Source organism: Lysobacter luteus, assembly GCF_907164845.1.
GTDB lineage: Bacteria > Pseudomonadota > Gammaproteobacteria > Xanthomonadales > Xanthomonadaceae > Novilysobacter > Novilysobacter luteus.
This window is the reverse complement of sequence record NZ_OU015430.1, coordinates 2,408,817-2,423,725: the sequence shown is the minus strand read 5'-3', so window position 1 is coordinate 2,423,725 and position 14,909 is coordinate 2,408,817. Positions and strand designations below refer to the sequence as shown.

At 71.9% G+C, this 14,909-nt stretch carries 12 protein-coding genes; all 12 read left to right on the top strand.

All coding sequences use genetic code 11. The features are described 5' to 3' along the window. The first annotated feature begins 42 nt into the window (after positions 1 to 42). Positions 43 to 3,999: a phosphoribosylformylglycinamidine synthase gene (purL, locus tag KOD61_RS11380; RefSeq protein ID WP_215218773.1), complete on the top strand. Its 3,957-nt coding sequence runs from the start codon at positions 43 to 45 to the stop codon at positions 3,997 to 3,999. Positions 4,000 to 4,140: 141 nt separating this feature from the next. After that, entirely contained in the window at positions 4,141 to 5,844 is a 1,704-nt protein-coding gene (gene gspE, locus KOD61_RS11375) for a type II secretion system ATPase GspE (RefSeq protein WP_215220396.1), read from the top strand. Positions 5,845 to 5,848: 4 nt separating this feature from the next. Next, positions 5,849 to 7,066 (top strand): type II secretion system protein XpsF, encoded by a 1,218-nt coding sequence (xpsF, locus tag KOD61_RS11370; protein ID WP_215218772.1) that lies wholly within the window; start codon positions 5,849 to 5,851, stop codon positions 7,064 to 7,066. A 48-nt stretch (positions 7,067 to 7,114) separates the two neighbouring features. Beyond that, entirely contained in the window at positions 7,115 to 7,558 is a 444-nt protein-coding gene (gene gspG / locus KOD61_RS11365) for a type II secretion system major pseudopilin GspG (protein WP_215218771.1), read from the top strand. A 4-nt stretch (positions 7,559 to 7,562) separates the two neighbouring features. Then, positions 7,563 to 8,060 carry a type II secretion system protein XpsH gene (gene xpsH, locus KOD61_RS11360; protein ID WP_251370586.1) on the top strand — a complete coding sequence of 166 codons (498 nt, stop codon included), beginning with the start codon at positions 7,563 to 7,565 and terminating at the stop codon, positions 8,058 to 8,060. Continuing rightward, on the top strand, positions 8,057 to 8,485 hold the full coding sequence (xpsI, locus tag KOD61_RS11355; protein ID WP_215218770.1) for a type II secretion system protein XpsI: 429 nt from the start codon (positions 8,057 to 8,059) through the stop codon (positions 8,483 to 8,485). The genes xpsH and xpsI overlap by 4 nt, the downstream gene beginning before the upstream one ends. Continuing rightward, positions 8,482 to 9,150 carry a prepilin-type N-terminal cleavage/methylation domain-containing protein gene (locus tag KOD61_RS11350; RefSeq protein WP_215218769.1) on the top strand — a complete coding sequence of 223 codons (669 nt, stop codon included), beginning with the start codon at positions 8,482 to 8,484 and terminating at the stop codon, positions 9,148 to 9,150. The genes xpsI and KOD61_RS11350 overlap by 4 nt, the downstream gene beginning before the upstream one ends. Next, a complete protein-coding gene (locus KOD61_RS11345) occupies positions 9,147 to 10,019 on the top strand; it encodes a type II secretion system minor pseudopilin (protein ID WP_215218768.1) in 873 nt (290 codons plus the stop codon). Before KOD61_RS11350 ends, KOD61_RS11345 begins: the two co-directional genes overlap by 4 nt. Then, a complete protein-coding gene (locus KOD61_RS11340; protein WP_215218767.1) occupies positions 10,016 to 11,191 on the top strand; it encodes a PilN domain-containing protein in 1,176 nt (391 codons plus the stop codon). The genes KOD61_RS11345 and KOD61_RS11340 overlap by 4 nt, the downstream gene beginning before the upstream one ends. Beyond that, positions 11,175 to 11,810, top strand: a complete 636-nt coding sequence (gene gspM / locus KOD61_RS11335; protein ID WP_215218766.1) for a type II secretion system protein GspM — start codon at positions 11,175 to 11,177, stop codon at positions 11,808 to 11,810. The genes KOD61_RS11340 and gspM overlap by 17 nt, the downstream gene beginning before the upstream one ends. Further along, entirely contained in the window at positions 11,800 to 12,597 is a 798-nt protein-coding gene (locus KOD61_RS11330) for a general secretion pathway protein GspN (RefSeq protein ID WP_215218765.1), read from the top strand. The genes gspM and KOD61_RS11330 overlap by 11 nt, the downstream gene beginning before the upstream one ends. A gap of 64 nt (positions 12,598 to 12,661) precedes the next feature. Continuing rightward, a complete protein-coding gene (gene gspD, locus KOD61_RS11325) occupies positions 12,662 to 14,899 on the top strand; it encodes a type II secretion system secretin GspD (protein WP_407074596.1) in 2,238 nt (745 codons plus the stop codon). The last annotated feature ends 10 nt before the right edge of the window (positions 14,900 to 14,909 follow it).

Below are 14,909 nucleotides of genomic sequence, written 5' to 3'. Positions count from 1 at the left end.
GCCTTACAATAGCCGGCCCGTCGATCCTACGGTTCCCCGGACATGATCGTCCTCGAGGGCGCTCCCGCCCTGTCCGCGTTCCGACGCGAACGCCTGCAAGCCCGTCTCCAGTCCATCCATCCCGCCGTGCGCCTGCTGGGCGCGTGGCCGGTCTACTGGGTCGATCCGGAAGCAGGCGCGACCCCTGACGACGCCACCTTGCGCCGGATCCTGCAGGCCAGCCCGGACGCCGCGCCACGCGCCGACGGCGCGGTCTCGCGCTACGTCACGCCGCGCCTGGGCACGTTGTCGCCGTGGGCGAGCAAGGCCACCGAGCTGCTGCACGGGGCCCGGCTGCCGGTGCACCGGGTCGAGCGCGGGCTGCGTTACGACCTCACCGGCTGGCCCGCCGACGCCGCCACCCAGGGCGCGCTGGCCAGGGTGCTGCACGACCCGATGACCCAGTCGCTGCTGGAGTCGCCCGACGACGCGGTGGCGTTGTTCCAGCCGCCCGCCCGCGGCGAGCTGGAGCGTATCGCGCTGGAGGATCTTGAGACCGCAAACACCCGCCTCGGGCTCGCACTGGCCGACGACGAGATCGCCTACCTGCGCGAGCGCTACGCCGCACTCGGACGGCAGCCGTCGGACGTCGAGCTGATGATGTTCGCGCAGGCCAACTCCGAGCATTGCCGGCACAAGATCTTCAACGCGTCCTGGACCATCGACGGCAGCGAACAGCCGACGTCGCTGTTCCGGATGATCAAGCACACCCACGCGCAGACGCCCGAGCACACGCTGTCGGCGTACAGCGACAACGCCGCGGTGGTCGCCGGCTACCAGGCCCGGCGGTTCCGCCCGGACCCGGCCACCGGCGGTTACCGCGCCGAGGCGCCGGTCGAATCGGCGTTCTGCATCAAGGTCGAGACCCACAACCACCCGACGGCGATCGCGCCGTTCCCGGGCGCCAGCACCGGTGCCGGCGGCGAGATCCGCGACGAGGGCGCGACCGGCCGCGGCGGCAAGCCGAAGATGGGCCTGTGCGGTTTCAGCGTGTCGCACCTGCGCATCCCGACCCTGCCGCAGCCGTGGGAGGGCACGCGCGCGCTCAACCCGCGCATGGCGCCGGCGCTGGAGATCATGCTCGACGGTCCGCTCGGTGCGGCCGCCTTCAACAACGAATTCGGCCGACCCAACCTGACCGGCTACTTCCGCAGCTTCGAACTCGACCAGGCCGGTTACGCCCGTGCCTACGACAAGCCGATCATGCTCGCCGGCGGGCTTGGCGCGATCGACCGCAACCAGGTCGACAAGCTCGGCCTCAAGCCCGGTTACGCCGTCATCGTGCTCGGCGGTCCGTCGATGCTGATCGGCCTGGGCGGCGGCGCGGCCAGCTCGGTCGCATCGGGTGACAGCCACGAGGCGCTCGATTTCGCCAGCGTGCAGCGTGACAACCCCGAGATGGAGCGTCGCTGCCAAGAAGTGATCGACGCCTGCGTCGCGCTTGGCGCGCGCAACCCGATCGCCAGTGCCCACGACGTCGGCGCCGGTGGCCTGTCCAATGCCATTCCCGAACTGCTGCACGACTCGCGCCTGGGCGGCGTGGTCGACCTGGGCAAGGTGCCGACCGACGATCCGTCGCTGTCGCCGATGCAGCTGTGGTGCAACGAGTCGCAGGAGCGCTACGTGCTCGGCATGCCGGCCGACCGGGTCGCCGAGTTCACCGCGATCTGCGAGCGCGAGCGCTGTCCGTTCGCGGTGGTCGGTTTCGCCACCGCCGAGGAGCGCCTGGTGGTGGGTTACGGTGCCACCGTCGAGTCGGTCTACGGCGACGCGCGGGCCGACGTGGCGCACCCGATCGACCTGCCGATGGACGTGCTGTTCGGCAAGCCGCCCAAGATGCACCGCGACACCCGCCGGCCGGCCGATGCGCCGTGGCCGGCGCTGGACTGGAGCGGGCTGGACCTGCGCGATGCCGCGCTGCGCGTGCTTGCCCACCCGACCGTGGCGTCCAAGCAGTTCCTGATCACGATCGGTGACCGCAGCGTCGGCGGCCTGACCGCGCGCGACCAGATGGTCGGCCCATGGCAGGTGCCGGTGGCCGATTGCGCGATCACCTTCGCCGGTTTCCACGGATTCACCGGTGAGGCGATGGCGATCGGCGAGCGCACTCCGCTGGCGCTGCTCGACGCCGCCGCCGCGGCCCGCATGGCGGTCGGCGAGGCGATCACCAACCTGTGCGCCGCGCCGGTCGAGTCGCTCGACCGGATCAAGCTGTCGGCCAACTGGATGGCGGCGGCCGGCCACGATGGCGAGGACGCGCTGCTGTTCGACGCGGTCCGCGCGGTCGGCATGGAGCTGTGTCCCGAGATCGACCTGAGCATCCCGGTCGGCAAGGACTCGCTGTCGATGCAGGCGCAGTGGCAGCACGAGGGCGAGCAGCAGAAGTCGGTGTCGCCGGTGTCGCTGGTGGTCACCGCGTTCGCACCGGTGGTGGACGTGAGCCGGCAGCTGACGCCGCTGATGGACCGCGAGGCCGACTCCGAGCTGTGGCTCATCGGCCTGGGCGCCGGCAAGCAGCGCCTGGGTGGCTCGGTGCTGGCGCAGGTGCATCCCGACGCGGCGCAAGGTGGCGGAACGCTGCCGGCCTTTGCCGGCCAGCCATCCGAGGACGGCCGTCGCAACGCCGGCGTGCCCGACCTGGACGACCCGGGCCGCCTGCGCGACTTCTTCGAACTGATCCGCGACGCGCGCGAGTCCGACCTGCTGCTGGCCTACCACGACCGCTCCGACGGTGGTGCGTTCGCCGCGCTGTGCGAGATGGCGTTCTGCTCACACCTCGGGCTGGAGATCAACCTCGACGGCTGGGGCGAGGACCCGTTCCGCACCCTGTTCAACGAGGAACTGGGTGCGGTGGTGCAGGTCGCGGTCGAGGACCGCGCCGACTTCGCCGACCTGGTCGCGCGCCACGGCCTGATCGACTGCGCCCAGCGCATCGCCCGGCCGACCACGGCGCCGGCGGTACGGATCCGCGAGGACGGCGAGACCCTGGCCGAATGGCGCTGGGACGAGCTGTTCGACGCGTGGTGGTCGACCAGCCACGCGATGCAGCGCCTGCGCGACAACCCCGAGTGCGCCGACGAGGAGCGCGTGGCCGCGCGCGACTTCGCCGCCCCGGGGCTGCGCCCGAAACTCGCGTTCGACCCGGCCGAGGACATCGCGGCGCCGTTCGTCGCCGGTGCCGTCCACGTCGGCGGCGCGCGTCCGAAGGTCGCGATCCTGCGCGAGCAGGGCGTCAACGGCCAGGTGGAGATGGCCGCCGCGTTCGACCGCGCCGGCTTCGAGGCGTTCGACGTGCACATGAGCGACCTGATCGCCGGCCGCGTCACCCTCGACGGCTTCAAGGGCCTGGCTGCCTGCGGTGGCTTCAGCTATGGCGACGTGCTTGGCGCGGGCCGCGGCTGGGCCACCAGCATCCTGGAGCGCCCGGGGCTGCGCGAGCAGTTCGCGGCGTTCTTCGCGCGTAACGACAGCTTCAGTCTCGGCGTCTGCAACGGCTGCCAGATGCTCAGCCAGCTCAAGCCGATCATCCCCGGCGCCGGGCACTGGCCCGCCTTCCTGCGTAACCGCAGCGAGCAGTTCGAGGCGCGCCTGGGGTTGCTGGAGGTGGTCGAATCGCCGTCGCTGTTCCTGCGCGGCATGGCCGGTTCGCGTATCCCGGTGGTGGTCTCGCACGGCGAAGGCCGGGCCGAGTTCGCCAGCAACCTCGACCAGACCGCCGCGCGCACCGCGCTGCGCTACGTCGAGTCCGACGGCACCCCCGCCACGCGCTATCCGGCCAACCCCAACGGCTCGGCCGGCGCCACCGCCGGCCTGACCAGCGAGGACGGTCGCGCCACCATCCTGATGCCGCATCCCGAACGCACCCTGCGCACGGCCAACCTGAGCTGGGCGCCTGCCGGCTGGGGCGAGGATTCACCGTGGCTGCGGATGTTCCGCAACGCGAGGGTGTTCGTCGGCTGACGGCCGACCAGTGACGCCGTCGGCCTCCGCGCATGCGGCCGCCGACGGCCTGCGCCGACCCTGCTACAGTCGGCCGCTCACGGCTTTGGAGGCGGTGTGGGCGCAACGGCGGACGTGGTCGACGGTGCGGGCAACGGTGGCATGGACAGCGGCACGGGTGGCAACCCGTTGGAAGACCGGATCGTCGATGCCCTGCTCGGGAAGGGGCGCCTCAAGGAGGCGGACCTTGGTCGCGCGCGCCGGTTGCAGGCCGAAACCGGCGGCAGCCTGCTGGCACTGCTCGGACGGCTCGGCCTGGTGTCCGAGCGCGACCACGCCGAGACGGTCGCCGCCGTGCTGGGCCTCGCACTGGTCGGCCCCAAGGACCTGCCAGAACTGCCGCCCGAGGGGGTTCCGCTCGCGGTCCGCTTCATGAAGCAGTTCGCCGTGTGTCCCGTGGCCGAAAGCGACGCGGCGGTGGACGTCCTGGCCGCCGATCCCCACGATCCGTACGTGCTCGACGCGGTGCGGCTGGCGACCGGCCGCGAGGTGCGCGCGCATGTTGCGCTGCGCTCGGAAATCGACGAGCTCGTCGAGCGCTGGTTCGGGCAGGGCCGCAGCGCGATGGGCGCGATCGTGGAGACCGCCGAGGGCGAAGGCAGCGACCTGGACGATGTCGAGCACCTGCGCGACCTGGCCTCCGAGGCGCCGGTCATCCGCCTGGTAAACCTCGTGATCCAGCGCGCGGTCGAGCTGCGTGCGTCCGACATCCACATCGAGCCGTTCGAGAACCGCCTGAAGGTACGTTACCGCGTCGATGGCGTGCTGATCGATGGCGAAAGCCCGCCGGTCAACCTGACCGCGGCGGTCATAAGCCGCATCAAGATCATGGGCAAGCTCAACATCGCCGAGCGACGCCTGCCGCAGGACGGCCGGATCATGCTGCGGGTGCAGGGCAAGGAGTTGGACCTGCGCGTCAGCACGGTGCCGACCGCGCACGGCGAGAGCGTGGTGATGCGCCTGCTCGACCGCGAGTCGGTGGTGCTGGACTTCGAGCGGCTCGGCTTCACCGACGGGTTCCTGCCGCAGTTCCGCAAGGTGTTGGAGCAGCCGCACGGCATCCTGTTGGTCACCGGCCCGACCGGCTCGGGCAAGACCACCACGCTGTACACGGCGCTGAGCCAGCTCAACACGCCGGACGTCAAGATCATTACCGTCGAGGACCCGGTCGAGTACCAGATCGAGGGCATCAACCAGATCCAGGCCAAGCCGCAGATCGGGCTCGACTTCTCGCACGCGCTGCGTTCGATCGTGCGCCAGGACCCGGACATCATCATGATCGGCGAGATGCGCGACCTGGAGACCGCGCGCATCGCGATCCAGTCCGCGCTCACCGGCCACCTGGTGTTGTCGACGCTGCACACCAACAATGCCGCCGGCGGCATCACCCGCCTGCTCGACATGGGCGTGGAGGACTACCTGCTGACCTCCACCGTCAACGGCATCCTGGCCCAGCGGCTGGTGCGCCGGCTGGAGCCCACGCATGCGGAGCGGTACCCGGCCACGCCCGAGCAGATCGAGAAGTTCGGGCTGCGCCGCCTGCAGCCGTCGGGCGAACTCTTCCTCTACCGCCCGGTGGCCTCCGAGCTGGCCCCGACCGGCTACCAGGGCCGCACCACGATCATGGAGTTCATGGTCATGGACGACGCCCTGCGCAGCGCGGTGATGCGCCATGCAGGCATGGGCGAGATCGAGCGGCTGGCGCGCGACGCGGGCATGCGCACGATGTACGAGGATGGCCTGGCCAAGGCGCTGGCGGGGCTGACCACGATCGAGGAAGTGCTGCGCGTGACCGAGGACGCCTGATCGCATGGCGCTGTACCGCTACAAGGCGCTCAACAGCCGCGGCGAGCTGCTCGACGGACAGATGGAAGCCGCCAGCGACGCCGAGGTCGCGAACCGGCTGCAGGAGCAGGGCCATCTGCCGGTGGAAGCCCGGCTGGCAAGCGAGGGCGGTGCGGCGACCAGCTGGAAAGGGTTGTTCAAGCCACGGCCGTTCGCCGGCGAGCGGCTGGTGCAGTTCACCCAGCAGCTGGCCACGCTGCTGGGCGCCGGGCAACCGCTCGACCGTGCGCTGACGATCCTGCTGGAGCTGCCCGAGGACGACGCGGCCAGGCGCATCGTCGGCGACGTGCGCGATGCCGTGCGCGGTGGCAGCCCGCTGTCGACCGCGCTGGAGCGCCAGCACGGCACGTTCTCGCGGCTGTACGTCAACATGGTCCGCGCGGGCGAGGCCGGTGGCAGCCTGCATGAAACCCTGTCCCGCCTGGCCGATTACCTGGAGCGGTCGCGCGCGCTGCAGGGCCGGGTGGTCAACGCGTTGATCTACCCGGCGATCCTGCTGGTGATGGTCGGCCTGAGCCTGCTGTTCCTGCTGGGCTACGTGGTCCCGCAGTTCGCCCAGATGTACGAGAGCCTGGACGCGACCCTGCCGCTGTTCACCCGGGTGGTACTCGGCGTCGGGCTGTTCGTGCGCGACTGGTGGATCGTGCTCGTGGTGATGCCCGCTCTGGCGCTGCTGTGGATCGACCGCAAGCGTCGCGACCCGGTATTCCGAGAATGGCTGGATGGCTGGGTGCTGCGTCGGCGGTTCTTCGGCGCGCTGGTGGCCAAGGTCGAGACCGCGCGGCTCGCCCGCACCCTCGGTACGCTGGTGCGCAACGGCGTGCCGCTGATGGCCGCGCTGGGCATCGCCCAGAAGGTGATGGACAACCGCGTGCTGGCCGCCGATGTCGAAGCCGCCGCGGCCGAGGTCAAGAACGGCGCGGCGCTGTCGACCGCGCTGGGCCGGGGCAAGCGCTTCCCGAGGCTGGCGTTGCAGATGATCCAGGTCGGCGAGGAGTCCGGCGAACTCGATGCGATGCTGGTCAAGACGGCGGAGACCTTCGAGCACCAGACCTCGCTCGCGCTGGACCGCATGCTGGCGGCGCTGGTGCCGGTGGTCACCGTGGTGCTGGCCGGCGTGGTCGGCGTGGTGGTGATGGCGGTGCTGACGCCGCTGTACGACCTGACCAACGCGGTCGGCTAGCCGACCGCAGACATTCATTCCCCCGAACCGTTCGAGAAGGACACCGTAATGCGAACCCCGCGATTCCCGAGCCGACACTTCCGTGCCCCGTCCGCCGCCCGCCAGGCCGGCATGAGCCTGATCGAGATCATCATCGTGATCGTGCTGATCGGCGCGGTGCTGACCTTCGTGGGCAGCCGCGTGCTGGGCGGCGCCGACCGCGCCAAGGCCAACCTGGCCAAGTCGCAGGTGACCACGCTGGCGCAGAAGGTCGAAGCGTTCCAGATGGACACCGGGCGCTTGCCCACAACCCTGGACGAGCTGGTCACCGCGCCGGCCGACGCGGCCGGCTGGCTCGGCCCGTATGCCAAGGCACCCGAGCTCAACGACCCGTGGGGGCATCCGGTCGAGTACCGGGCCCCGGGCGAGAGCGGCCCGTTCGACCTGGTGGTGCTTGGCAAGGACGGCAAGGTCGGTGGCACCAGCGTCGACGGTGACATCCGTTACGAGTAGCGACATGAGCGCCACCCGCAGCCTCTACCGCCCGGGGACGCATTCGCCGGGTCGGCGCATGCGTGGCGTGTCGCTGCTGGAGATGCTGCTGGTGGTCGGCCTGATCGCGGCGGCCAGCCTGCTGGCGGCGGCCGCGTTCACCGGCGGGTTTGCCGGCGCGCAGCTGCGCTCGAGCGCGAAGGAGATCGCCGCGCAGCTGCGCTACACCCGCACCCGCGCGATCGCGACGGGGCAGCCGCAGCGTTTCGTGATCGACCCGGCCGCGCGCACCTGGCAGGCACCCGACGGTCGCCAGGGCGGGATCCCCGATGCGCTGGAGGTGCGCTTCACCGGTGCCCGCCAGGTGCAGCCGACCCGCGGCGAGGGGGCGGTGATGTTCTTCGGTGACGGCGCGGCGACCGGTGGCCGGATCCAGCTGCGCCGGGATTCGGCGGCGTGGAACGTCGACGTGGCCTGGTTGACCGGAGAAGTCACGCTGGCGCGCGACGGAGGGCCACCGTGAGGCGCCCTGCCGCCCCGCGGCGCCAGCGCGGCTATTCGCTGCTGGAGGTGATCGTCGCCTTCGCGCTGCTGGCGCTGGCGCTGGGCCTGCTGCTGGGCACGCTGTCGGGGGCGACCCGGCAGGTGCGCTGGTCGGGCGATGCCGGTCGCGCCGCGTTGCATGCCCAGTCGCTGCTCGACACGGTCGGCGTCGGCCAGGCGCTGGAACCGGGACGGGTTGACGGCGAGTTCGAGGACGGCCGCTACCGCTGGTCGCTGGAGGTGTCGCCTTGGACTGAAGGAGCGGCGCCGCCGACGCGACCCGGCGCCGCGCGACTGCTGGAACTCGCCCTCACCGTGCAGTGGGGCGATGGCGGCCCGCGTGAGCGCCTGCAGCTGCGCAGCCTGCGGCTGGTGCAGGGCGGCGACGCGATGGTGATGCCGTGAGACGTCGCGTCGCCGCCGCGGGCGCGCAGGGCTTCACCCTGATCGAGGTGCTGCTGGCCACCGTGCTGCTGGCGGCGGGGCTGGCCATCGCCTTCTCGACCCTCGGCGCGGCCACCCAGGCCACGCGCCGCGGCGAGGCACTGGCCGAGCGCAACGACCGCATCCGCGCGGTCGAGGGGTTCCTGCGCAAGCGCATCGCCGCCGCGCGGCCGCTCGCGTTCGCCACCGACGACGACACCCTGGTGCCGCAACGCTTCGTCGGCGGTCCCGACCGGATGCAGTTCGTCGCCGACCTGCCGGACTACCTCGGCCGCGGCGGCCCCCACCTGCACGATCTGCGCGTCCACACCGAAGGAGGCGAGACGCGGATCGAGGTGGACTTCCGCCTCGTGCTGGCCGGCGAGACCATCGAACCGAACGAACCGCGACCGCCGGAAACACTGGTCGACGGCATCGGCGCCGCGAGCTTCCGCTACCGCGCGATCGACCGCGAGAGCGGCGAGCTCGGCGACTGGCAGGACGACTGGGAGGCCAGCGACCGGCTGCCGCTGCTCGTGGAAGTCACCATCAGCGACGCCGACGAACGCGCGTGGCCGCCGCTGTTGGTGGCGCTGCCGCAGGCCGGCGGCCAGGCCGAGGACGGGTTCATGGGAGGGCTGCGGTGAGTGCCGTCCGCCGGTCCCGCGGCGCGGCATTGCTGCTGGTGCTGTGGCTGGTCGTGCTGCTGACCGCGCTGGTCGGCGGGTTCGCGCTGGTGGCGCGCGTCGAGCACCTGCAGGGGCGGGTGCTGGTGCACGGGCTGACGGCGCAGAACGCCGCGCGCGCCGGGCTGGAATACGCGATGACCCGGCTGGCCGCGACCGAGCCCGAGCGCCAGTGGGCGCCGGATGGCCGGCCCTACCCGTGGCGGTACACCGGTGTCGACATCGAGGTCCGCATCGTCGACGAGAGCGGCAAACTCGACCTCAACCAGAGCGACGCCGCCGTGCTCGGCGGCCTTCTGGTCGCGCTCGGCAGCGACCAGGCCGAGGCTGCGCGCCTGGCCGCGGCCATCATCGACTGGCGCGATCCGGACCCGCTGACCCAGGCGGCCGGTGGCGCCGAGGACGCCGACTACGCTTCGGCCGGCCGGCCGTACGGTGCGAAGGACGCGCAGTTCGAGGGCATCGCCGAGCTGGAGCAGGTGCTGGGCTTCACGCCGGCGCTGTACGCGCTGGTCGCCCCGCACGTGACCGTCCACAGCGGGTTGCCGCGACCGCAGCCGGAGTTCGCCGCGGCACCGGTGCTGGAGGCGATCGGCCTGGACGGCGCGGCGATGGTGCAACAGCGCGGAGCGCCGCTTGGCGGGCCCGCGGGCCCGGCGTTGCCGACGGTCGGGGCAAACCGGAGCGGTACGTATAGTATCGAGAGCCTTGCGCGGCTGGCCGATGGGCGCGAGTCGCTGCTGAGGGCGGTGGTGCGCGCGGGCGGCGGTGCCGTACCCGGGATGGCGTATACCGTGCTGGATTGGGAGGAGGGAGCTTCACCACGATGAGCCGGTTGGGGATTCGTCCGGGCGGCCGCCTGGGCCACATCGGTGCGCGCTTGGGCCCCGGGGCGGGAGGTTTCCTGCACTGGTGGGGCACTGCGCTCGCGTCGTGGCTGCCAACCCGGTGGCGCCGTGTGCTGGGCTTCGACCGCGGTCGGCTGCTGCTGCAGGTCGACGGGGAAGAGGTGCAGTTGCGACTGCAGCGCGGCGACGGCATCGAGGATCTGGGCCGGGTGCCGCTGCTGCCGGCCGTGGAGGATTCCGTTTCCACATTGGACCCGCTTGCCGGGCTGCTTGCACCGCCGGTGGCCGAGCTGCCGCGGTGGCTGCTGCTGTCGCCCGCGCACGGGCTGCGCCGCCGCCTGTCGCTGCCTGCCGCCGCCGCCGACCGGCTGCGCGACGTGGTCGGTTTCGAGATCGACCGGCAGACGCCGTTCAGTGCCGAGGCGGTCGTGTACGACGCCCGGGTCGTCGGCCGGCGCGAAGGTGACGGCCAGCTCGATGCCGAACTCGTGGTGGTGCCGCGGCAGGTGCTCGAGCCGCAATTGACTGCGCTCGGACCGCTGGCAGGCCAACTGGCCGGCGTCGACGCCGCGGCCGCCGACGGAGTTCCAGTCGGGGTAAACCTGCTGCCGGCCGAACGTCGCCGACGCCACCGGGATCCGTGGATCGTGTGGAACCTGGCGCTGGCCGCCACGGCGGTGCTGCTGGTGCTGGGGCTGTTCTGGCAGCTGCTCGACAACCGCCGCGACGCCGCCGAGGCGTTCGAGCAACGCATCGCCGCCGATGCCGTCGCCGGTCGCCGCGCGGCGGCCGAGCGCCAGCAACTGGCCGGGCTGATCGAGGGCCAGGCCTTCCTCGACCGGGCGCGTGCCGAGCAGCCGACCGCGATCGAGGTGATCGACGAACTCACCCGACGCCTGCCTGACGGCACCTACCTCGAGAAACTGTCGATCGACGAACAGCGGTTGATGCTGATCGGCCTCAGCAACGAAGCGGCCGCGTTGATCGGCCGGCTGCAGGGGTCGCCACTGTGGCATTCGCCAGCGCTGGCCGGCGCACTGCAGCCCGACCCCGCCAGCGGCCGCGACCGTTTCACCCTGGTGGCCGAACTGGGGCCGGCCGCCGCGCCGGCCGCCGCGGCGACGACGGAGGATGCCGATGCCGCGCCCCGCTGATCGCCCGCAGGCCCGCGTTACCCGACGCGACCGCTGGCTCGCGCTTGGCCTGCTCCTGCTGGTGCTCGCACTGGCCTACGCGGTGCTGGTGCATCCGTGGTGGACGGCGCCGATGCTGGAAGCCAACAGCCGGATCGATTCGCTGCAGCAGCGCGAGCTGCGCCTGCGCATGCAGCTGCAGCAGGCGCCCCAGGTGAGTGGGCGGCTGGCGCAGTTGCGCACCGAACTCGAAGGCCGGCCGGGCTTCTTGCCCGAGTCCAATCCCGAGCTGGCCACCGCCAGCCTGATCCAGCGCCTGGAAACCGTGGTCGTGCAGGCGAGCCCCGGCAACCGCAGTTGCATGATCACCAACCGTTCCCCGCTCGCTCCCGATACCCGCGCGGCGCGCGTCCGCGTGGTGGTGCAGGTGCGCCTGCGCTGCGGCACGCCGGAGCTGGCGTCGGTGCTGCACTCGCTGGAGAGCGGCGCGCCGCGGTTGTTCATCGGCAACCTCAACATCCTCGCCCAGCGCATGTACTTCAGCCCGGGCCGTGGCGAGCCGACCGGCAACGGCGGGCTCGATGTCTCCTTCGACCTGTCGGGCTACCTCGCCCCGCCGGAGGCGCCCCGTGCGGATTGACGACGCCGGTCCCCGCACCTGGCTGCTCGCCGGCGTCGCCGGCTGGGCCCTGGTCGCGTGGTTGCTCGCCGTCGCCGGCATGGGCGGCCGGGTCGAGCCCCTGCCGGACGACCCGACGCTGCTGCAGCCGCTGCCGCCGGTGCGTCCCGCGCCACCGCCGCGGCTGGGGACGCCGGACCAGTACGTGCAGATCGCCGATCGACCGCTGTTCTCCTCCGACCGCACGCCACAGCCGTTCTTCCTGCAGGGGCAGGGCGAGCCGGCGGAGTCGTCGGCGTTCGACTACCAACTGACCAGCGTGCTGATCACCCCGCGACTCAAGCTGGCGATCATCCAGCCCGCTGATGGCAGCGAGTCCGTGCGGGTCCGGTTGGGCGATGCGCCCGAGTCCCACCCGGCGTGGCGCCTGACCGGCCTGAGTGAGCGCAGCGCGGTGTTCGAGGGCCCGGACGGCCAGCGCACGCTCGGTCTGCGGGTGTTCGACGGGGTGGGCGGCGCGCGGCCGACCGAGATCGGCAGCCCGGCCACCGACGACGCCTCGGCCGTGCCGCCCCCGGGGTCGTCCGCCACGCCGGCGCGCGCCGGCGACGCGATGGATGCCCAGGCCGACGCCGACGCCCGGGTCGAGTCCGGGGCGGCCGACGCGGTACCGTCCACCGACCAGGCCCGGATGGATGCGATCCGTGAGCGGATCCAGGCCCGCCGCGCCCGCCTGCGCGGCGAGACCCCGCCCGTGCCCGATGCGACGTCGCCCCCCCGCCCGCAACCACCGGCCATGAGCCCGTAGAGTGCAACGCATGAAGCCGTTTCCCCCAGTACAGCCGCGATCGCCGCGCAGCGCCTCCCCCGGGGTGTCGCCGCGGTCGTCCTTCCGACCGGTGGTGGCCGGCCTGCTGGTCGCGTTGCTGGCCGGCTGCGCCAGCACGCCGGTGCCGACCGTCCGCCGCGACGGAGACGTCGCTCCCGCCCGCCACGGTGCGGCCGGCGTGCAGATGCGCACCGCCGGTACCGACGCGATGGTGGCCGAGGGCGGCGCCACGGTGGTCACCGGCGCCGGCGCGGTCGAGCCGCTCGCGTCCGACGCCGGCCCGCAACCGCAGATCCGCCGTGGCACCGGCCAGGTCATCAACCAGGCCGCGGCCAGCGCGCCGCCACCCAACCTGGGCGGGTCTTCCGGCGCCGCCACGTTCAATTTCGAGGGCGAGTCGCTGCACGCCGTGGTCAAGGCGATCCTGGGCGACATGCTCGGCCAGAACTACGTGGTCGCGCCGGGCGTGCAGGGCACCGTGACGCTGGCCACGCCCAACCCGGTCAGCCCGGCCGAGGCGATCAGCCTGCTCGACCAGGTACTGGGCTGGAACAACGCGCGCATGGTCTACAGCGGCGGACGCTACAACATCGTCCCGGCCGACCAGGCGCTGGCCGGCAATGTGGCCCCGCGGACCGGCGGCGCCGCCAACGCCCGCGGGTTCGAGGTGCGGACGGTGCCGCTGCGCTACGTGTCGGCCGAGGAGATGAAGAAGATCCTCGAGCCCTACGCGCGTCCCAACGCGATCGTCGGCACCGACGCCGCGCGCAACGTGATCAGCATCGGTGGCACCCGCGCGGAGCTGCAGAACTACCTGCGCACGATCGAGATCTTCGACGTCGACTGGTTGTCGGGCATGTCGGTTGGCGTGTTCCCCCTGCAGTCCGGCAACCCCGAGCGGGTGGTGGCCGACCTGGAGAAGGTGTTCGGCGAGGCGAGCAAGTCGCCGGTCGCGGGCATGTTCCGCTTCATGCCGCTGGAAGGCGCCAACGCGGTGATGGTGATCACCCCGCAGGCCGACTACCTCGACGACATCCAGCAGTGGCTGGGGCGGATCGACGGCGGCAGCGGGACCCGGCTTTACGCCTATCCGCTCAAGTACATCCGTGCGCGCGATCTCGCCGACCGGCTGGCCGAGGTCTTCGGCGGTTCGTCTTCGGGTGGCGGCGGTGGCGACAGCGGCCCGCCATCCCTGATGCCCGGGCTGGATTCGGTCGAGCTGCGCTCGGGCGAGGACGGCATGGCCAGCGCGACGATCGGCGGCAAGGGTGGCGACGCGACGAGTGGAGGCTCCGGCGGCGGTGGCGGCGAGATGTCGCTCGGCGCGGCGCAGGACGGCAACGCGAGCGTCAGCCTGGAGGTCGACGGCGACGAGGTTGGCGTGTCCGCGGTCGAGGAGACCAACTCGCTGCTGGTGCGTGCCAGCCCGCAGGCGTGGCAGTCGATCCTGGACGTGATCGGCCAGCTCGACGTGATGCCGATGCAGGTGCACATCGAGGCCCAGGTGGTGGAAGTGCAGCTCAGCGGCGCGCTGGAGTACGGCGTCAACTGGTTCTTCGAGCGCGCGGTGACCGACAACGGGTTCCCCGACACCGTCGACCGCGACACGTGGAGCGGCCTGGCCGGCAGCATCGGGCGCGGCGTCAACAACCCCGGTGGGGTGGTCTGGGAATTCCTCGGCCGCAACGCGGCGGCGGTGATCAGCGCGCTCGACTCGGTGACCGACGTCAACATGCTCCAGACCCCGTCGGTGGTGGTGCGCAACAACGCCGAGGCGACGTTCAATGTCGGCAGCCGGATCCCGGTCGCGTCGGTGACCGTCAACCCCGGTATCGGCAACGACACCAGCTACAGCCAGGTGCAGTACCTCGATACCGGCGTGATCCTCAAGGTGCGCCCGCGCGTGACCCGCGACGGCATGGTGTTCCTCGACATCGTGCAGGAGGTCAGCGCGCCGGGCGGCGAGCCGGACCGCTTCGGCAACGTACGCATCGATACCCGCAAGCTCAAGACCGAGGCGGCGATACAGAGCGGCGACACGGTGATGCTGGCCGGCCTGATCCGCGACAGCGTCAGCCGCGGCTCGTCCGGCTTCCCGGGGTTGAACCGGATCCCGGTGATCGGCGGGCTGTTCGGCACGCAGTCGTCGGCGACCCGTCGCGAGGAAACCATCGTCCTGCTGACCCCGACCATCGTGCGCAACCCGCTGGAAGCGCGCGAACTGACCGACGAGTACGGCCGCCGCTTCCGCGCGCTGGAGCCGCTCCATCGCGAGCCGTGAGCCGTGGCGC

Excerpts from the sequence above, each read along its gene's own strand:
- purL (WP_215218773.1), top strand. The coding sequence starts at position 43 with ATGATCGTCCTCGAGGGCGCTCCCGCCCTGTCCGCGTTCCGACGCGAA.
- gspE (WP_215220396.1), top strand. The coding sequence starts at position 4,141 with ATGGACAGCGGCACGGGTGGCAACCCGTTGGAAGACCGGATCGTCGAT.
- xpsF (WP_215218772.1), top strand. The coding sequence starts at position 5,849 with ATGGCGCTGTACCGCTACAAGGCGCTCAACAGCCGCGGCGAGCTGCTC.
- gspG (WP_215218771.1), top strand. The coding sequence starts at position 7,115 with ATGCGAACCCCGCGATTCCCGAGCCGACACTTCCGTGCCCCGTCCGCC.
- xpsH (WP_251370586.1), top strand. The coding sequence starts at position 7,563 with ATGAGCGCCACCCGCAGCCTCTACCGCCCGGGGACGCATTCGCCGGGT.
- KOD61_RS11340 (WP_215218767.1), top strand. The coding sequence starts at position 10,016 with ATGAGCCGGTTGGGGATTCGTCCGGGCGGCCGCCTGGGCCACATCGGT.
- gspM (WP_215218766.1), top strand. The coding sequence starts at position 11,175 with ATGCCGCGCCCCGCTGATCGCCCGCAGGCCCGCGTTACCCGACGCGAC.